General features: G+C 68.4%; 15 protein-coding genes. 10 read left to right on the top strand and 5 right to left on the bottom strand.

Features of this window, described 5'->3' with window-relative positions; translation table 11 throughout:
* Positions 1 to 364 precede the first annotated feature (364 nt).
* Positions 365 to 3,559, top strand: coding sequence for an Rne/Rng family ribonuclease (locus tag ACJQWL_RS01180; RefSeq protein WP_330968006.1), 3,195 nt, complete (start codon positions 365 to 367; stop codon positions 3,557 to 3,559).
* Positions 3,560 to 3,679: 120 nt separating this feature from the next.
* On the opposite strand, the gene ACJQWL_RS01175 is transcribed toward ACJQWL_RS01180, so the two are convergent.
* Positions 3,680 to 4,327, bottom strand: a complete 648-nt coding sequence (locus tag ACJQWL_RS01175; protein WP_330967940.1) for a response regulator — start codon at positions 4,325 to 4,327, stop codon at positions 3,680 to 3,682.
* A 296-nt stretch (positions 4,328 to 4,623) separates the two neighbouring features.
* Here ACJQWL_RS01175 and nirK point away from each other — a divergent pair, with 296 nt between their 5' ends.
* From nirK to ACJQWL_RS01145, 6 genes are all read left to right on the top strand, one after another.
* Positions 4,624 to 6,012 (top strand): copper-containing nitrite reductase, encoded by a 1,389-nt coding sequence (nirK, locus tag ACJQWL_RS01170; protein ID WP_330967941.1) that lies wholly within the window; start codon positions 4,624 to 4,626, stop codon positions 6,010 to 6,012.
* Between the two features lie 198 nt (positions 6,013 to 6,210).
* Positions 6,211 to 6,675, top strand: a complete 465-nt coding sequence (gene azu / locus ACJQWL_RS01165) for an azurin (RefSeq protein WP_330967942.1) — start codon at positions 6,211 to 6,213, stop codon at positions 6,673 to 6,675.
* Positions 6,676 to 6,962: 287 nt separating this feature from the next.
* Entirely contained in the window at positions 6,963 to 7,199 is a 237-nt protein-coding gene (locus ACJQWL_RS01160) for a hypothetical protein (RefSeq protein ID WP_330967943.1), read from the top strand.
* Between the two features lie 12 nt (positions 7,200 to 7,211).
* Entirely contained in the window at positions 7,212 to 7,496 is a 285-nt protein-coding gene (locus ACJQWL_RS01155; protein WP_330967944.1) for a DUF6522 family protein, read from the top strand.
* A 255-nt stretch (positions 7,497 to 7,751) separates the two neighbouring features.
* The gene (locus ACJQWL_RS01150; RefSeq protein ID WP_330967945.1) at positions 7,752 to 7,991 is read left to right on the top strand and encodes a hypothetical protein; all 240 of its coding nucleotides are present in this window, start codon (positions 7,752 to 7,754) and stop codon (positions 7,989 to 7,991) included.
* Positions 7,992 to 8,106: 115 nt separating this feature from the next.
* On the top strand, positions 8,107 to 9,234 hold the full coding sequence (locus ACJQWL_RS01145; protein ID WP_330967946.1) for a GGDEF domain-containing protein: 1,128 nt from the start codon (positions 8,107 to 8,109) through the stop codon (positions 9,232 to 9,234).
* 118 nt (positions 9,235 to 9,352) lie between these two features.
* Here ACJQWL_RS01145 and ACJQWL_RS01140 read toward each other — a convergent pair whose 3' ends face one another.
* From ACJQWL_RS01140 to ACJQWL_RS01125, 4 genes are all read right to left on the bottom strand, one after another.
* Positions 9,353 to 10,588 (bottom strand): hypothetical protein, encoded by a 1,236-nt coding sequence (locus tag ACJQWL_RS01140; RefSeq protein WP_330967947.1) that lies wholly within the window; start codon positions 10,586 to 10,588, stop codon positions 9,353 to 9,355.
* Positions 10,569 to 10,841 (bottom strand): DUF2249 domain-containing protein, encoded by a 273-nt coding sequence (locus tag ACJQWL_RS01135; RefSeq protein ID WP_330967948.1) that lies wholly within the window; start codon positions 10,839 to 10,841, stop codon positions 10,569 to 10,571. Before ACJQWL_RS01135 ends, ACJQWL_RS01140 begins: the two co-directional genes overlap by 20 nt.
* 24 nt (positions 10,842 to 10,865) lie before the next feature.
* Positions 10,866 to 11,003, bottom strand: a complete 138-nt coding sequence (locus ACJQWL_RS01130) for a hypothetical protein (RefSeq protein WP_330967949.1) — start codon at positions 11,001 to 11,003, stop codon at positions 10,866 to 10,868.
* A 76-nt stretch (positions 11,004 to 11,079) separates the two neighbouring features.
* Positions 11,080 to 12,285: an alginate export family protein gene (locus ACJQWL_RS01125; protein ID WP_330967950.1), complete on the bottom strand. Its 1,206-nt coding sequence runs from the start codon at positions 12,283 to 12,285 to the stop codon at positions 11,080 to 11,082.
* Between the two features lie 931 nt (positions 12,286 to 13,216).
* Between ACJQWL_RS01125 and ACJQWL_RS01120 the strand changes: the two genes are divergently transcribed.
* The 3 genes from ACJQWL_RS01120 to ACJQWL_RS01110 are packed head-to-tail and all read left to right on the top strand — an operon-like array spanning position 13,217 to position 19,019.
* Positions 13,217 to 14,527: a TolC family protein gene (locus tag ACJQWL_RS01120; protein WP_330967952.1), complete on the top strand. Its 1,311-nt coding sequence runs from the start codon at positions 13,217 to 13,219 to the stop codon at positions 14,525 to 14,527.
* Positions 14,524 to 15,873, top strand: coding sequence for an efflux RND transporter periplasmic adaptor subunit (locus ACJQWL_RS01115; RefSeq protein WP_330967953.1), 1,350 nt, complete (start codon positions 14,524 to 14,526; stop codon positions 15,871 to 15,873). Before ACJQWL_RS01120 ends, ACJQWL_RS01115 begins: the two co-directional genes overlap by 4 nt.
* Entirely contained in the window at positions 15,870 to 19,019 is a 3,150-nt protein-coding gene (locus ACJQWL_RS01110) for an efflux RND transporter permease subunit (protein ID WP_330967954.1), read from the top strand. The genes ACJQWL_RS01115 and ACJQWL_RS01110 overlap by 4 nt, the downstream gene beginning before the upstream one ends.
* The last annotated feature ends 2 nt before the right edge of the window (positions 19,020 to 19,021 follow it).

Here is a 19,021-nt window from a genome sequence, read left to right as displayed (position 1 = left end):
GCGGAACCGGCTCTCGTCCGGCGGGTCCAACCCGCCTGCGATGAACACCCCCCGCGTGACGCCCCGGTGGCTGCCTTCTGGCGCCGGACGTCCGCGGATTGCCCCGAGCGACGTCCGCGTCGCCGGCCCCCGAACCGGTTTCAAGAAAAACGAGAAGCGCTCCCGCGGTCCGCCGTGGTGTCGTAGCGCTGGAAGTTGAGGTCCAGTCGACGCGTGCGGACGCAGTCCACTCCGCACCGCCCCACGGGTGAACAGCCCCGGGCGGGACCCCACGGGGTCACGGCGACCGGACTTGAGTTCCCAGAGAGCGAAACGCCAGGGCGTTCCGCGCGGTAGAGCGCGCGAGGACGCAACAATGAAGCGTATGTTGATCAATGCGACGCAGGCCGAGGAGCTGCGCGTCGCGATCGTCGACGGCCAGAACCTGTACGACATCGATATCGAACAGCCGTCGAAGGAACAGAAGAAGTCCAACATCTACAAGGGCAAGATCACCCGCCTCGAGCCCTCGCTCGAAGCGGCGTTCGTCGAGTACGGCTCTGCCCGCCACGGCTTCCTGCCGCTGAAGGAAATTTCCCGCGACTATTTCCAGGCCGGGGTCGACCCCAACAAGGCCGGGCTCAAGGAGCTGCTGCGCGAAGGCCAGGAAGTGGTCGTGCAGGTCGACAAGGAAGAGCGCGGCAACAAGGGCGCGGCGCTGACCACGTTCATCTCGCTGGCCGGCCGCTACATGGTGCTGATGCCCAACTCGCCGACCGCGGGCGGCGTCTCGCGCCGGATCGAGGGCGAGGACCGCGCCGAGCTCAAGCGGGCGATGGACGCGCTGGAAATCCCCGACGACATGGGCGTGATCATCCGCACCGCCGGCGTCGGGCGCGATGCCGAAGAGCTGCAGTGGGACCTGGATTACCTGCTCAGCGTGTGGAAGGCGGTGACCGACGCCGCCCTCAGCAAGCCCTCGCCGTTCCTGATCTACCAGGAATCGCGCCTGATCATCCGTGCCCTGCGTGACTACATGCGCCCGGACATCGGCGAGATCCTGGTCGACACCGACGAGATGTACGCCGAGGCGCGAGAGTTCGTCGAGCAGGTCATGCCGCACAACATGCGCAAGCTCAAGCACTACGCCGACGACACGCCCCTGTTCAACCGGTTCCAGATCGAGTCGCAGATCGAAAGCGCGTACGAACGGGAGGTGCGCCTGCCCTCCGGCGGCGCGCTGGTGATCGACCAGACCGAGGCGCTGACCGCGATCGACGTCAACTCCGCGCGCGCCACCAAGGGCAGTGACATCGAGGAAACCGCGTTCAACACCAACCTGGAGGCGGCCGACGAGGTCGCGCGCCAGATGCGCCTGCGTGACCTGGGCGGCCTGGTGGTGATCGATTTCATCGACATGTCGTCCAACCGTCACCAGCGCGACGTCGAAAACCGCCTGCAGCAAGCGCTCAAGCAGGACCGGGCGCGCGTGCAGGTCGGCCGCATCTCGCGCTTCGGCCTGCTGGAAATGAGCCGCCAGCGCCTGCGCCCGAGCCTGGGCGAGTCGAGCCAGATCGTCTGCCCCCGCTGCGAAGGCCACGGCCGCATGCGCAGCGTGGAGTCGCTCTCGCTGTCCATCCTGCGCCTGGCCGAGGAGCACGCGATGAAGGACAACACCGGCCAGGTGCTGGTGCAGGCACCGATCGAAATCGCCACGTTCCTTCTCAACGAGAAGCGCCGCGCGTTGAGCGAGATCGAGCAGCGCCATGACGCACCGATCGTGATCGTCGCCGACGACCAGCTGCAGACGCCGCACTTCGAGGTGACCCGCGTTCGCGACAACGAGCTCGGCGAGGAGACCAGCAAGCCCAGCTACCACCGCGGCACCCCGCGCAAGCTGCCGACCCACGCGCTGACCAAGTCCCACCTCAACATCCCGCCGCCGCCGGCGGTGACCAACGTGCGGCCGACCCAGCCCGCCCCGCTGCGCGAACCGCGGGAGGTGCAGGCCGCACCCGTCGCCCCGGCGCCCGCGCCGGTGGTGGCTGCCCCGACCCATTCGGGTGGGGTGGTCGAGCGCATCCTGCGGTTCTTCCGTGGTTCCGCGGCTGCCACCCAGGCAGGCGAACGGCCGGCCCGCGAAGCACGGCGCGAGGATCGCGAGGACCGCAACTCCACTGGCAACTCGCGCCGCGACGGCCGCAACGGCAAGTCGGGTGCGCGTGACGGTCGCGATGCCCGCCGCAGCGAAGGCCGTGGCAACAAGCAGGCCGATGCAAGCGCGGGCCGCCAGCCCAAGCCCAAGACCCCCAAGGGCGAGCCGAGGCAGGAGCCACGCAGCGAATCCAGGCGCGAAGGAAAGCTGGATACCAGGCAGGACGGACGCTCCGGCCGCAAGGGCGGTCGTACGCGGGGCGAGGACCCGCAGCTCGACAGCGGCCGCCCGGCGCCTGCAGCGGCGGCGATGACCGACGACGCACCCGTGACTCGCAACGAAGCGAACCCACCCGCACCCCTGGCCGCTTCCGCGGCGACCGCTGCCGTTCCGGCGGTGGTGGAAAGGGAGCGCGCGGATGGAACGCGTTCGGACCGGGTCCAGGGGGACGCGTCCTCGGCCGAATCCCGGTCCAACGGCACCGAACATCCGTCGGAGGGCGATGACGCCGCCACCAATGCCGAGGGCAGCGCCCGCCGCAGGCGTGGACGCCGGGGTGGACGCCGCCGCCGCCGTGGCGGTGACGCTGCGACCGGCGAAGCTGGTGAGTCCAACGGCAACGACGTGTTCGATGGACACGAGGACGACCACGCCGCCGTCAGCGAACAGGCGACCGGCGAGACGCGTCGCCCGCAGCCCGAGTTCGATTTCGACGACGACGACGACGCCACGCCGGCGCAGCGTGAACGACCCCGCCAGGCCGCCGCACCCGCGGCTGCACCCGGGCTCGTCGCTGCCAGCGATGCCGATGCTGAAGCCGAAACCGAAACCGAAACCGCAGCATCGACAGCGCCCGCTCCGGCTGCCAAGCGCACCCGGGCTCCGCGTCCGTCGCGCAGGAAGGCACCCCCTGTCGACACCGGCGAGTCGGTCGCATCGGGTGAATCCGCTGCGGACGCAGGCGAAACTTCTGCAACGTCCGAAGACGGTGGCACTGCGGCGCCGATTCCCACGCCGGCCACTGTCGCGGCCCGGGCTGTCGCGCCCTCGCACGCCGTCGATGCACCGGCTCAGCCGTCGGGGGAGCCCGCCGCTCCCTCGAACGTTGCGGTTGCCACCGCGCGCCACGCCAGCGGGGACGACAGGGTAGAGGCGGCGGCCCGTGCGCCACGCGAGGGCGGCTCCTACGTCACCACCAACGTGCCGGAAGTGCCGGCCGCCGTGGATGCCGAAGCGACGCCGCAGGCCGATGCCGGCCTCGAGCCCCGCACGGGCGGTCTTTTCGACGCTGCGAACGGCACTGCACGCCGGGCTGCCGAACCGGGGCACAGTGGTGGCCCAGGGACAACGGCGGCCACCACCCCGCAGGCGGCAGCCGTGGAAGGTGACGCGGAGTCCAGCGACGGCACGGACCGCCACGCCTGACCCGGGTTGACCGGAGCATCGGAGGAGGGCCGCCATGTGCGGCCCTTTTCTTTTCCCCAACCCGCCCCAGTCGGCGGCGATGCCCACACCCGATGCAGTTCGCTCCGGGTGGCGGAATACCTAGATCGCCTCGACCGCCGCAACCATGCCGTGGCGCCCGGCCAGGCGCGCGAGCGAGATCGCATCCCGGATGCGCAGCTTCTGGAACAGACGCGACTTGTGGGTGTTGACCGTCTTGGCGCTCAGGCACAGGCGCCGCGCGATCTCTTCCTGGCGCAAGCCGCGCACCAACAGCATCGCCACTTCCGTTTCCCGTGGTGAGAGGGACTCGAACGGGTTGTCGTGCCCGTCCATTCGAGACAACGCCAGGTGCTGCGCGACCGCATTGGCCAGGTACCTGCGCCCCTGCGCGACTTCCCGGACCGCGCGCAACAGTTCGCACGCATCCCCGCCCTTGCCGACGTAGCCCGATGCCCCTGCATCGAGCAGCCGACGCGGCATTGGCCCGTCCTCCAGCACCGACACGATGATGACGCGGATACCCCGCTCGCCCCGGGTGATGCGTTCGGTCACTTCCAGGCCGCTGATGCCTGGCAGGTGGAGGTCGCACAACACCACGTCGGGCGACAGCGTGCGGATGGCGGCAAGTGCCTGTTCGCCGGTGTCGGCCTCGCCAACGACCTCGATGTCATCGCTCGACGACAGGATCATCGACATGCCGGCGCGCACGAGCGCGTGGTCGTCCACGATGAAGACGCGGATGGTCATCCCTTTCCCCTTGACGCGCCGTCCTGGCGCGGGCAGCAGGCTAAACGCCGGGCTTGGCCAGCGCAAGTTGGATGTTGCGACCTGCCTGCGCGCTCACGGCAACTCCCGGGTACGACCTCCGCATTGCACCCGGCCAAGGGCGCCTGCAGCGGCGGCCCGCTCCGCCCCACCCCCACCCCGGTCCCTCCTGGCCATTTCCAGTCGATGTGGCCACCAATTGACCTGGGTCAGGGAGTGACCGGGCGCGAATGCCTAGATTTGCCGCATCGAATTTTCCAACCCTCAGAGAAACGGCAATGAAGAGACTCGCTCTCGCCCTCGCAATGGCAACCGCACTGGGCTTCGTACCCCACGCCATGGCCCAGCATTCCGGGCACCCGTCCACCAACGTGGCACCGGTGGCCGATGTGTCATTCACCCTGCGCACCGAGATCGCCGACGGCAAGCTGGTGTTCGTTGGCGAGGCAGGCCCGATCAAGGGCCAGGTCAACCCGGACCTGCGCGTGCCCGAGGGCGCGGTGGTGCAGATCACGCTGGTCAATGGTGACGGCGCCTTGCACGACATCGCGATCCCCGAGTTCCAGACCAAGTCCGATGAACTGGTGGGCAAGGGCTCGGCCACCTCGATCGTGTTCCGCGCGACCAAGTCCGGCACCTTCGAGTACATCTGCACCATCCCCGGCCACAAGGCCGCCGGCATGGTCGGCAAGCTGATCGTCGGTGACGTCAAGGAAACCGTCAGCACCGCGATGGACATCGCCCAGGACCCGAACGACGTGGGTGGCGAGCCGGTGGGCGACCGTGCACCCAAGCACATCACCTACGACCTGGTGACCACCGAGGTGGAGGGCAAGCTGTCGGATGGCAGCAGCTATCGCTACTGGACGTTCGACAACAAGGTGCCGGGTCCCTTCCTGCGCATCCGCGTCGGCGACACGGTGACGGTCAACCTCAAGAACCGCGAAGACAGCATCAACATCCACTCGATCGACTTCCATTCCGTGACCGGTCCCGGTGGCGGCGCGGCGGTCACCCAGGTGGCGCCCGGCCAGACCAAGAGCTTCACGTTCAAGGCGCTCAACCCGGGCGTGTACGTCTACCACTGCGCCACGCCGATGGTCGCCCACCACATCTCCAACGGCATGTACGGCCTGATCCTGGTCGAGCCCGAGGGAGGGCTGCCCAAGGTCGACAAGGAGTTCTACGTGATGCAGGGCGAGCTCTACACCGCCCAGAAGCATGGCTCCAGCGGCCTGCAGGAGTTCTCGCTGGACAAGCTGCTGGACGAGAAGCCCGAGCACTTGATGTTCAACGGCTCGATGGATGCCCTGACCAAGACGTTCAAGATGGAGGCCGACGTCGGTGAGACGGTGCGCATCTTCTTCGGCGTCGGCGGTCCGAACCTGACCTCCAGCTTCCACGTGATCGGCGAGATCTTCGACCGCGTCTACGACCTGGCGTCGCTGACCAGCCCACCGCTCAAGGACGTGCAGACCACGCTCGTACCCCCGGGTGGCGCGGCCGTGGTGGAGTTCAAGGTGGACTACCCCGGCAAGTACATCCTCGTCGACCATGCGCTCTCGCGCCTGGAGAAGGGCCTGGCCGGCTTCCTGCACGTCAATGGCGAGGCCGACGACGCGATCTTCCAGACCGACGAGCCCAACGACCCGAATTCGGGCCACTGATCCACACCTCCAGGCAACGCCTGGGATACCGCGGGCCCGCACATGCGGGCCCGCTTTCTTTCCGGACCCTGAACAGAACGCGTGCAGAGCCCGGAGCGGTCGGAGATGTCGACCCCAACTGACATGGATCAAGGTGCGACCGGGCGTGCGCAGCGACACTTACCACACCAAGTCAATGTCACCTACCGGAGCAACACCATGACCCGCAACAAACCCCTCGGCCTGCTCGGCGCACTCGCCATCGTCGGTGCCATCGTGTCGGCCCCCGCCGCAGCCGCGGAATGCAAGGCCACCATCGACTCCACCGACGCGATGCAGTTCACCACCAAGAGCCTCACCGTGCCGGCATCGTGCAAGCAGTTCACCGTCACCCTGAAGCACACCGGCAAGCTGCCCAAGGCCGTGATGGGCCACAACTTCGTGCTGGGCAAGACCGCCGACATCGACGGCATCAATGCCGATGGCATGAAAGCCGGTGTTGCCCAGAACTACGTCAAGGCCGGCGATGCCCGGGTCGTGGCGTCCAGCAAGGTCATCGGTGGGGGCGAGTCGACCACCTTCACCATTCCCGTCGCCAAGCTGAAGGCCGGCGAGTCCTACACCTTTATCTGCTCGGTCCCGGGGCATGCCTCGATCATGCGCGGCACCCTGGTCAAGAAGTGATCCAACCCAACCGGCCTACCGGCCGGTATCGGACCCAACGGGCGGCCTTCGGGGCGCCCGTCTTCGTTTGCGTTGCCTCCGGCGACCGGGCGGACACAAGCGGAGCATGTATCCGCGCACGTCCCTTGCCGTCTCCGCAACACCCGTCGCGCGCGACCCTCGCATGTCTGCCGTGATTCGAATCGATCCGGCACGCACGTGACATACATCAAGGGCTCGTCCCGGGCACTGGGCGATCCTGAGTCCGCCCCGCCTCGCGGGACCCATTCCTACCTGGAGCTACTGCCATGCTGTTCGACGTTGAGAAAGTCACCGACAAGTGCACCGATGCCATCGAAGGTGCCATCCGTTCCGTTGATCCCACCGCCCAGGTGACCGTCAACGTGCCCGACCAGCGGGTTCGCATCGAAGGGCTTCTGACCGAGGGCCAGGCGATTTCCACCCTGCAGGGCATCGGCTACAGCGCCAGCACGGCTGCGCCACACAGCGGGGAAGGCAGCGAGTGCTGCGGTGGCTGTTCCTGACGGCCGGGGCTGGTGCAGGCCACCCTGCCCGGCGGCGTCCCACCCGGCGCGCCCTGTGATGGAACCGCTGCGTCGACGGCGCACGTCCCCGTCGACGCCGCTGCCATCGCGCCGGGCCTGGGACTCACCGTCGAGCGCTTCCGGGAGTTGATGGAGCACGGTCGGATCTCCACGCTCTCCGAGAAGGGCACCGGCGAGGACGAGGGCACCTTCCGTTTCACCTTCTACTACCGGAGCGAGCGCGTCCGGCTGCTGACCGACGCGGCAGGCAACCTGCTGCCCGGTCCCACGCCGTAGCCGCCGGGGCCCTCCCGCCGGACGTCATCCGTCCCCGCCCCGCCCCACGCCCCCCGAACCGCCCCCCGCTCGGCTCCTGTGCAACTGCACCGCCACCGGACGCCGGCCTGTGCGAGGGCACTGTCCCGGATTTGATCCAGGTCATCACGCCCACGCCCGCCCCCGCAGATGATGGGCCACCCCCCATCCGCCACGCGTGCCACGTCGCATTCGTGCGCCGAGGCGCCGGGACCCAGTCCGCCGAGGAGATATCCCATGGAGTTCAGGATCGACGCCGCCGGCGCCGTGCCCGACCTCACCGCCATCGAGGACGCCCTGCGCGCCTTCGATCCGGCGGCGATGGTCGACGTCCAGGCGTCCACCTCCGTCATCCGCGTGGCGGCGACCATCAACGAACACGAACTGCTCGGGATGATGCAGAGGCTGGGCCTGCCGGTGACGGCCGCCAGCATCGAGCGCGTTCCTTCGGTGTGTTGCGGAGGTTGCTCTGGCTGAGCCGCGTCACCGCCCGCGGCTGCGCGGACGCCCGTGGCATGGCGCATGCAGCGCCCCGGCCCAGGGGGCCACCCGTGGGCGACGACGACGCGGCTGACCGGAAAGGTGCGACGCAATGAAGATGCCACCCTCGATCAACGCGCTGTTCGCCAATGCCCACTCCGTGCCGGCCGCCTACCGGCCGCACCAGGCGGCGGTCGTGCGCGCGAGGCTGGGCCAACTCGCGCCGATCGTGGCGGGGCTGTCGGCGTTGTGGATCGTGGTGGATGCCACCGGACTGGGCGCGGCGAGCGTCGCGCAGGCCGCACCGGTCCGGTTGCTGATCGCGACTGCGCTGCTGGCCATCTGGCACCTGCGCGGCCGCCTGCCCATGCACGTGTGCATGGCGTCCTTCATCTGGGTGCAGGCCATCGGCTTCGGCACGCTGCAGCACATGCTCGGGCCACGCGAGGCCGGACTCAGCCTCGGCTATGGCCTGTTCCCGTTCGTCATTGCCGCGCAGCTGGCGATCTTTCCGCTGACCTGGGCGCGCAGCCTGCGCCTGGGCCTGGCGCCCGCCGCGCTGCTGTTGTCGCGGGTGCTGACCGGCCACCAGCCGCTGGACGACGCCTTCACCAATGACGTCTGGCTGCTCGTGCTGATCCTGGGGCTGTCGGCCTGGGGTGGGCATATGCAGGTGCGGCTGCTGGTCGACCTGCTGGGCGCCCAGCGCGACGCGACACTCGACCCGCTGACCGGCCTGGCAAACCGCCGCTACGCGGAGAAGCGCCTCCACTCCGATCGCGCGCACGCCCTGCGCCGCGGCGAGCCGCTGTCGGTCGCCATGGTGGACCTGGACCACTTCAAGCGGGTCAACGACACCTGGGGGCATGCCGGCGGCGACCTGGCGCTCGTCGCCGTGGCGGCCGCATTGCAGGGGCAACTGCGTGGGTCCGACCTGGGCGCCCGGTTCGGCGGCGAGGAGTTCCTCGTCGTGCTGCCCGATGCCGAAACGGCCCAGGCGCTGCGGGTCGCCGAGCGCATACGCGAACGCATCGCCGAGCTTGGGATCGAGGCACCGGGCGGAAGCTTCGGCGTGGCGGCCAGCATCGGCATTGCATCGCTGCGCGGGGACGAAAGCATTGGCGAGCTGTTGGCGCGCGCCGATGCCGCCCTGTACCGCTCCAAGGCGGAGGGCCGGAACCGCTGCACCACGGACATCCCCGTTGCGCCTTCCGACGAGCCACTCGCGTCCCCGGCCTGACATGCACCGGACGCGAGCCACGGTGCGTCGCCGCCCCCCTCGCGCCAGTCGGCGAAGCATCCCGACCTCCATCGAATGACAGCGCACGAGGGCTCCGACACCGAAGCAACCGCCGCTGTCAGGAGAATCCTCGACTGCGCCTGCCCACGCCCGCCAGCGCGGCGCTCAACGCCAGGTACGCGCCCATCAGGGCAACCCCTGCAACGCGCGCGCTGGCCGCCTGCGGCCAGGCCGCTGCGACCATCAGCAGGGCGCCGGCGATGCCGAACATCGCGATCACGCCGGATTTGTCCCGGGCCGGCAGCAGCAGGTTCACCCCGGGGATCCGGGTCCCGCGGGGAACGGACCGACGCAACTCGATCCAGCCCAGGAAGGCGACGATCTCCATCTGCATGCCGACCACCAGCAGCGGCACCGCGATGGCGATCACCAGCATCCCCACGGTCACCGCGGGCGCGCGCAGCAGCACGGCCAACGCCGCCGCCACCAGCACGGCCAGGCCCGCGCGCCACGCATTGAGCAGCGGTGTCGTGCCCGGACGGGGCCGGCGAAGCTGACGCCACAGCGCCTCCAGGGCGAACGCCAGCCCGCAAAGCGCCGCCACCCATCGCAGGGTTTCGCCGCCATCGCGCGGCGCGTTCACCGAACCGGCCAGCAGTCCGACGAACACGGCCACCAGCCAGCCCACCAGCCCGGTTTCCTGCAAAGGCGCGGTGCCCTGGAACATCGGCATCACCACCCGGCCGACGCTGGCAAGCAACACCACGGCCCATCCCAGCAGCCCCCAGCTCGCGTGGACGTCGGCCCATGGCAGCAACGGCAGTGCCCAGTCACCATGCCCTGCCAGTCCCAGCGCCATCAGCGCGCCCATTACGGCGGTGACCACCGCGGAGCCGATCGCCAGCGCGATGCCGACCGTAAGCAGCCGCTGCGCATTCGCGCGAAGCAGCGCCGGCAACGTGACCGCTGCCAGCAGCACGAAGGCACCGGTGAGCAGCAGCGCCCCCCCGCTCAACGCCATCGGCTCGGTCCACCAGAATCCGGCCAGCAGTGAAGCCGTGCCGGCATTCAGCAGCGCGTGCAGCAGGTAAGCAGAACCTGCGCCTCCGGCGGGCATGGCGCCGGCGGCCGCGGGGAGGAACTGCAGAAGGCTGCCGATCATGCTGTTGCCGAGCACCCCCAGGGTAAGTGCGTGCACCAGTGCCAGCGTGCCCGGCGCCCATCGGCTGAGCAGCAGCGACTCGCCGCCGACAGCCAGCAGGAACCCCGCGACGACGCCCCACGCCGGCGCGGTCAGCAGGAAGCACAGCGGTACGCGCGGCGACGGTGCCTGCTCAACGCGTATCTTCGCCATCGCCCTTGCCATCGACTGCGTCCCCGTCCGGCCATTGGACGGTCACGCGGGCCGAGCCCTCGTCCAGGCGTTCGGCACTCACATGCAAGCCGCGATCACGCAGCTGCTGGATCAACGGCGCGGGCAGCCTGGGCGTCAACAGTTCCAGCACCCCGCCCGGTGCCAGTGCATCGGCGGCGTCGAGCGCCCGCACCATCGGTTCGGGCGCGGGAAGCGCACGCAGGTCCAGCGATTGGAATGCGGGCGGTGACACCCCGTTGTTCCCAGGCATGTGCCGTCAGCCGGCCCGGTCGGCCTCGGGCTCGACCACGACGCGCAGCGGCGTGCAATCGCAATCCAGGCCTGCCGCGTCCATCGCCTCCAGGATTCCGGTACCGCTGTCGAGCAGCAGCTCGATACATTCGATGTCGTTCATGGGGTTGCTTCCGCATAGCGAGAGTGTAGAAGAACACGCCACGTCCGCGCCTGCCCTGACCTGGGTCAACCCGGGGCTAGCGCTTCCACTCCAGCTGCAGCCAGAGCTTGCGTGTGTCCCGCGAGAACCCGTCGCTCCGGTAGTCGGCGACCTTCACCAACGCCTGGGTTGTGGGAGACAGCGGAACCGCCAGCGAGGCGTTGAGCTCTTGCCCGTAGCGGCCGCCCGTGTCGGCCCGGAAGTCGTGGTAGGCGACCGACCACGACACCTGCCGGTCCCCGGCGACGGGTCCGAGCGTGCCGCCGGCCTTGAGGTAGCGGTCGTCGAGCCCGCCGGCAGGGACCACCAGGAACATGTCCGACCAACCGTTGAATGCGTGGAGGGTTGCCAGCGGCGTCTGCAGGGCGTGCCGGCCGTCGCCGCCCAGGTGCTCCCAGCCGGCGCGGTAGGTCACCCCCCGCAGCGCCAGTGACGGTTCGACCCGCCAGTACGCATGGTCGAACCGGAGCGGGTTGCCCGCATGGTCGCTCTGGTGGGCCGCCTCCAGTGCCAGGCCCCAGCCCTTGCCGTCCCGCGTTCGATCCAGCGTCCAGCGCGCACCCATCGTGCGCGTGGAGGCGGCTGGCTGGTCCTGGTCGTCGTGCAGGTAGAGGTAGCCGCCGATGCGTTGGGACCCCGTCTTGAACTCTCCGTCCAGAAGATGCGTATCGAGGGCGCGCTCGCGCGCCAGCGGCGCCAGCGCCTGGTCGGTGTTGACGCGATGCACGCGATCCAGCCACGCGTAGGTCACGGCTGTTGCGGTCCCGGGCTGCCAATTGACCGCGACCGCGTCGAAGGTCTGCTCGTTCTGCCGCCAGCCGACGTTGCCCACCCAGCGCTGGTTGGCCAGCAGCAGGCGCTGTCGACCTGCGGTGACGCCGGTCGTATCGGTTTTCCAACGCAGCCACGCCTGGTTGAGTTCCACGGCCCGTGGATCGGCGACCACCGGAAACCCGGTCCTACCGTTGGCGGTGCTGTTGTAGTCGTCGTCGAGGGCCGCCGTGCCTTCGGCTTCAACGTAGCCGCTGAGGGTCTCTGATGCCCGGATGCCGACCCCGGCACGTAAGCGCAACGTGGTGGCATCGGCGCGCCTCGCGAAGCCGACGTCGTCCACCTGCTCATGCCGCAGACGCGCATCCGCGCTCCACGAAAACACTTGCCCGGGCACTGCCTCGCCTGAAAATGCCGGGAAAGCGCACAGCGATGCGATGGCGAGGGTGAGCATCGCGGGCTTCTGGTTCATTGCAGGGGTTCCGGAACGGGATGCCGCGCATCCTCCACCTACGCCGGGCAACGGGCACTGATTCAGGTCAAGTGGGCGCTTGCCGTGGAAACCGCGGTCCGGACGCGGGATCCAGGAGATGGCGCAGAGAGTGTCCGCCCGAAGCCCCCCCAAAGGCTCGCGATGCCTCGCAACGCTGACCACGAGCGTCCAGCACCTCGGGGGGCCGACCCGATTCAGCGGGATCGGGGTGCTAGGATTGATGCTAGAAGCGAACGCAATCCCGGTGCGGCAGGCAGCTTGATCACGTGCAACGTCCGACTGCGCTCGATGGATGTGCGGGAACGAGAAGGGCGGCACGCTTTCGGACATGGGTCTAACAACGGTCATGCGCAGGACATGGTTTCAATGCCCCACGCGCTCCACGCGCCCCGATGCCCCAGGTGCCGACCTTGGGCAGCAGCCACGGCGTTTCCGCGACGTGGGGCATCCGGCATGAAGCGCGGGATGTTCCACCGTAGGCGAACCGTCTTCCGTATAGCGCTTGCGGTGCTCCTGACCTTGCTCTTCCAGCATGCCGCGATCGCGGCGTATGCGTGTCCGCTGGATCAAATGCCGGCGCCCGCCGATGCAGCGGTGTTCGACTGCGACGATATGGAGACGAAGGATCGCCCGGCGCTTTGCGAAAAGCATTGCAACCCGGACGACTCGACGACTCCGGAAGTGCGCAGTGCCCAGGTACCGCCCATGGTCCTGCCGCCAGTCCGGTTTGAGCTCGCAAGGACGATTCCATCTGCCTCGTCATTGCATCTCTACGAGAACGTGCCAGTCCTACGGGCCGATCCGCCACCCACCCTGCGTTTCTGCAGTCTCCTGATCTAGGCCTCCGCCCGCTCGCCGTTCGCAGTTGCCTGCCCAGGCAGCGCTTCGTGTTGCGCGTCAGGAGGTCGTCATGCACTTTTATTCCAACTTGCGCCGGTGGCGCATGGTCACGGCCTCCGCGTCGGGCCTCATCATTGGTTTTCTTGCCTTTTTCACCCCGACGACGGGTGCCGCCGAGGGCATCGCCGCCGGACAGCTCAGTTTCGAGGAGGCGGTCGCTCTTGCAGGGCGCAGTGCACCCGTCCTTGACGCGCGGTCCTCCGATGTCACGGCGGCCCAGGCAGAGGCCACCCGAGCGGCCGCATTGCCAGATCCGCAGCTGATCGTAGGCATCGAGAACCTGCCCGTGTCCGGTTCCGGCGCATTCCGCCCGGATGGCAATGACATGACCATGAAGAAGATCGGCCTGATGCAGGAATTTCCTGCCCGGGCCAAGCGCCAGGCGCGTCAGCTGATCGCCGACCGGCAGGTCGATCGTGCCCAGGCCCTCGGCGAAATCGAGCGCCTGGAGGTTCAGGAGCAGGCCGCCCAAGCCTGGCTCGCCGCGTGGGCGGCGCAGCGTGAGCTCGACTCGTATGCCGCCCTTCGCGCGCAGGCTGCCCTGGCAATCAATGTGGCGAAAGCCCGCCTCAGCGGGGGCACCGGCTCCGCGATCGATGCCATGGCGGCACAAGCCGCTGCGCTTGAAATCGAAAACCGCATCGACGGCTCCCAGGCGCGGCTTCAAGCGGCCCGCGCGAGCCTGGCTCGCTGGCTCGGGACATCGCCCGGGCACCTGCCGGCGTTCGGCGCAGCGCCCATCCTCACCGAGCTGCCGTTCCCCGAAGCCGTCCTGCTGTCAACCATCGACCGCCAGCGCGAGCTGCTCGACTGGCGCTATCGCGAAGCGATTGCCGAAGCCGAAATCGGCCTCGCCGCGGCCGACAAACGCCCCGACTGGAGCATTGCCACGGCCTACGCGCAGCGCGACGGCTCGCGCGCGGACATGATCATGGTCGAGCTCCGGATCGGCCTGCCGCTCTTCGCCGGCAATCGCCAGGATCGCGCAGTTGCCGCACGCCGCGCGGAGTTGGCTTCACTCGTCGCCGAACGCGAGGAAGCCCGGCGCGCCCAGAAGGAAGCCATCGAGCGCGCCCTGGCCGAATGGCGCGGACTGAAGCAACAGGTGGTGCGCAAGGAACGGGAAATCCTGCCGCTTGCCCAGGATCGTTCCGAGACTGCAGTCGCGGCGTTCGGCGGGGGTGGTTCGCTCCAGCCCTGGCTGGACGCGCGGCGCGACGAGCTCGAATCCCACGTGCAACATGCCCGCCATCTCGCTGAACTGGGACGCGTCTGGGCCGCACTTGCCTTCCTGATGCCACGCGAGGAGAGCGCACCATGACCACTGTCAGGAAGCAGGCCGTGATGGCCGGCACCGCCGGACTCGTGCTGCTGGCCGCCGGCCTCGGCGGCGGCTACTGGCTCGCGGGTGGCACTGGCAACGCCACGGGCAGCCAAGCACCCAACGCCGCGGGGACTGCAGAACGAAGCGAGCGGGAGGTCCTTTACTGGTACGACCCGATGGTGCCTGACCAGCGTTTCGAGAAGCCCGGGAAGTCGCCCTTCATGGACATGGAACTCGTCCCCAAGTATGCCGACGACGCCAGCACAACGGGGGTGCGCATCGATCCGGGCGTGCAGCAGAACGTCGGGATCCGGACCGAGATCGTTGAGACCGGCACGCTGGCCGGTCACCTTCGCGTGCCGGGCACCCTGACGTGGGATCTACGCAAGGAATCGATCGTCAGCACGCCGGTGGAGGCCATCATCTCCCGGCTGACCGTGAAGACGCCATTCCAGTCGGTGAGGCGCGGACAGCCGCTGGCGACGGTGCTGTCACCCACCTGGGGCAGTGCCCTGGCCGAAAGCCGCGCCCTCGCCGGGGCCAGCTCTTCCCATGCGCGTGAGCTGCAGGGTGCCGCCCAGCGGCGTTTGCGTTATCTCGGCCTGTCCGACACGACGATTACTGGCAACGGCGGCGTGGTGCTGCGCGCCCCGCGCAGTGGCGTGGTCAGCGAGATCATGGTCAGTGAAGGACAGGCTGCGATGCCCGGCACGCCGCTTTTCCGCATCAACGGCACCGACACGATGTGGCTCGAGGCGGCCATCCCGCAGGCGGGTGCCCAGGGAGTGCGGCCGGGGACGCCCGTGACCGCAACGGTCAGTGCCGCACCGGGCAGGACCTTCGAAGGCGAAGTCGAAGCCTTGCTGCCGGATATCGATGCGACCACCCGCACCCAGCGGGCCCGTGTCGTGCTGCGCAATGAAGAAGGGCTGCTGGTGCCGGGGATGTTCGCCCAGCTCACCCTGGCGCCGGAACAAGGGCGCGAAGTGCCCGTGATCCCGAGCGAGGCGCTGATCGTCACTGGCACCGACAGCCGCGTGATCATCGTCGGCCCCGACGGCGACTTCCAGCCCGTCCGCGTGACCACGGGCCGCAGCAGTGGCGGCCGGACGGAGGTTCTTTCTGGGCTGGAGGGCGGCGAACGCGTCGTCACTTCAGGGCAATTCCTCATCGACTCCGAGGCGAGCCTGTCGGGCGCCCTGGGTCGGCTGCAGGGACCTGAAGGGGACGATGCCCATCCGGCACCCCCTGCGCAGCCGGGCCCTGCGGAGGCGTCCGGGCACGAGGGCATGCAAATGCCGCCGCAGGAAGCGGATGCGCCGGACAAGGCTGGTGGGCAATGATCGCCGCGATCATCCGCGCATCAATCGGCAACCGGGTGCTGGTGCTGGTCGCGGCCGCGCTGCTGGCTGTTGCCGGGATCTGGTCAGTCCAGCACACCCCGCTGGACGCGCTGCCGGACCTGTCCGACACGCAGGTCATCATCCGCACCGAATGGCCGGGCCAGACCCCGAGGATCATCGAGGACCAGGTCACCTACCCGCTGACCACTACGATGCTGTCGGTGCCCGGGGTCAAGGCCGTGCGCGGCTATTCGTTCTTCGGCGATTCGTTCGTCTACATCCTGTTCGACGACGACACCGACCTGTACTGGGCCCGCTCGCGCGTGCTCGAGTACTTGAGCCAGGTACGCGACCGCCTGCCCGAAGGGGTCAATCCCGCCCTCGGGCCGGATGCGACCGGGCTGGGCTGGATCTACGAGTACGCGCTGGTCGACCGGACCGGCAGGAATGATCTTGGCCAGTTGCGTGCGCTGCAGGACTGGTTCCTGCGCTACGAGCTCAAGACCATCCCGGACGTGGCCGAGGTCGCCAGCGTGGGCGGCATGGTGCGTGCCTGGCAGGTGGTTCCGGACCCGCAGGCGCTGGCCGCCCGCAACGTGACGGTCTCGCAACTCGTCGATGCGCTCAAGGCCGCCAACGGTGCAACCGGTGGCTCGGTGATCGAGCAGGGCGAAGCCGAACTCATGGTGCGCAGCGAGGGCTACCTCGACAGCGGGGAGGATTTCGAGCAGATCCCGGTCACTTCCATGGACGGCGTCCCCGTCCTGCTCGGCGAAGTGGCGACCGTGCAGCGGGGACCGACCTTCCGTCGTGGCATCGCCGAGCTCGACGGGGAGGGCGAAGTCGCTGGCGGCATCATCGTGCTGCGCAGCGGCAAGGACGCGCTTGCCGCGATCGACGCGGTCAAGGCGCGACTGGAGGAATTGAAGGCGAGCCTGCCGCCGGGCGTCGAGATCGTGCCGGTCTACGACCGCTCGGAGCTGATCCGCGAGGCGGTCAGCAACCTGTCATCCAAGCTGATCGAGGAGTTCATCGTCGTCGCGCTGGTATGCGCGCTGTTCCTGTGGCACCTGCGCTCGGCCCTGGTCGCGGTGATCACGCTGCCACTGGGCATCCTGGCCGCGTTCATCGTCATGCGCTACCAGGGAATCAGCGCGAACGTGCTGTCGCTGGGCGGCATCGCGATCGCAATCGGCGCGATGGTCGATGCGGCAGTGGTCATGATCGAGAATGCGCACAAGCACCTGGAGCACTTCCAGGACGCCCACGGGCGGGAGCCCACGGGAGAAGAGCGCTGGCGGCTCATGGGCGATGCGTCCACGGAAGTAGGCCCGGCGCTGTTCGCAAGCCTGCTGGTGATCACGCTCTCGTTCATCCCGGTCTTTGCGCTGCAGGCACAGGAAGGGCGGCTGTTCTCGCCCCTGGCCTACACCAAGACCTACGCGATGGCCGCCGCTGCAGGCCTGTCGATCACGCTGATCCCGGTGCTCATGGGCTACCTGATCCGCGGAAAGATCAGGCCCGAGACGCACAATCCGGTCAATCGCATGCTGATCGCGGGCTATCGGCCGCTACTGGAGTGGGTGCTTCATTTCCCGCGCCTGACCATGGCCCTGGGCGTTGTCCTGATCGCGGTCACGCTGGTCCCGCTCGCCAGGATTGGAAGCGAGTTCATGCCGCCGCTCAACGAGGGCACGCTGCTGTACATGCCCACCGCCCTGCCCGGCCTGTCGGCGGGCAAGGCCGCGCAGCTGTTGCAGCAGACCGACAGGATGATCAAGACCGTGCCGGAAGTCGCGCACGTGTTCGGCAAGGCCGGACGCGCCGAAACCGCGACCGATCCTGCACCGATCGAAATGTTCGAAACCACGGTTACGTTCAAACCGCGGGACGAGTGGCGCCCGGGCATGACGATGGAAAAGCTGCAGCAGGAGCTCGACGCGGCGGTCAACGTGCCGGGCCTGACGAACCTTTGGGTACCGCCGATCCGCAATCGCATCGACATGCTTGCAACCGGCATCAAGAGCCCGATCGGCATCAAGGTTCTCGGACCCGACACCTCGGTCATCGAAAAGCTCAGCGAGGAAATCGAACGGGTCGCGAAAACCGTGCCAGGGGTCAGTTCCGCGGTGGCCGAGCGCGTCACCGGCGGACGCTACGTCGACGTCGAAATCCATCCCGAAGCGGCCGCCCGGTACGGCCTGAGCCAAGCCGACCTGCAACGCCTGATCGGCACGGTCGTCGGCGGGGATCCCATTGGCGAAACCATCGAGGGCCGTGAGCGATACCCCATCGTGGTGCGCTACCCCCGCGGCGACCGCGACTCCCTGGGCGCGCTGGCGCAGCTGCCGATCATCGCGCCCGGGGGCGTGCAGCTCACGCTCGACCAGGTCGCCGAGCTTTCACTGAGCCCCGGCCCCCCGATGCTGAAGAGCGAGAACGGCCGGCTCGTCGGGTACATCTTCGTGGACGTGGCCGGACGCGACCTCGGTTCGGTGGTCGAGGATCTCCAGCAGGCCGTAGCGCGCGAAGTCCAATTGCCGCCGGGCTATGGGCTTGGCTGGTCGGGGCAGTACGAGTACCTCGAGCGTGCACTGTCGAGTCTCCAGTGGGTCGTGCCGGCCTCGCTGGCGATCATCTTCCTCTTGATCTACCTCGTGTTCCGCGACTTCAGCGAGGCTTTGATCATCATGCTCAGCCTGCCGCTGGCGCTGGTGGGCGGCCTGTGGCTGATCTGGATGCTCGGACATGCGATCTCGATCGCGTCGCTGATCGGCTTCATCGCCCTGGCCGGCGTTGCCGCCGAGTTCGGCGTGATCATGCTGCTGTACCTGCGACAGGCATGGCATCGGCACCTGCGGGACAACCCCGATGCGGGGCCGGACGAGCTCGATGCCGCGATCCGGGAGGGTGCCGTATTGCGCGTTCGGCCCAAGGCGATGACGGTCGCGGTCATCCTGGCCGGCCTGATGCCGCTGTTCATCGGCACTGGGGCAGGCTCGGAGGTCATGCAGCGAATCGCCGCCCCGATGATCGGCGGCATGGTCACTGCCCCGATCCTGTCGATGTTGATCATCCCGGCGGCATATCGACTGCTGTGCCGACGCCGGATTGCCCGCAGTCGCCCAACCCCGACCACTCCCTGAGG

Origin of the sequence: Novilysobacter viscosus (genome assembly GCF_046600715.1) — a bacterium.
GTDB classification, from domain to species: domain Bacteria; phylum Pseudomonadota; class Gammaproteobacteria; order Xanthomonadales; family Xanthomonadaceae; genus Lysobacter_C; species Lysobacter_C viscosus.
Note: the sequence above shows the minus strand (reverse complement) of the source record. Positions and strands in the feature narration are given on the sequence as shown.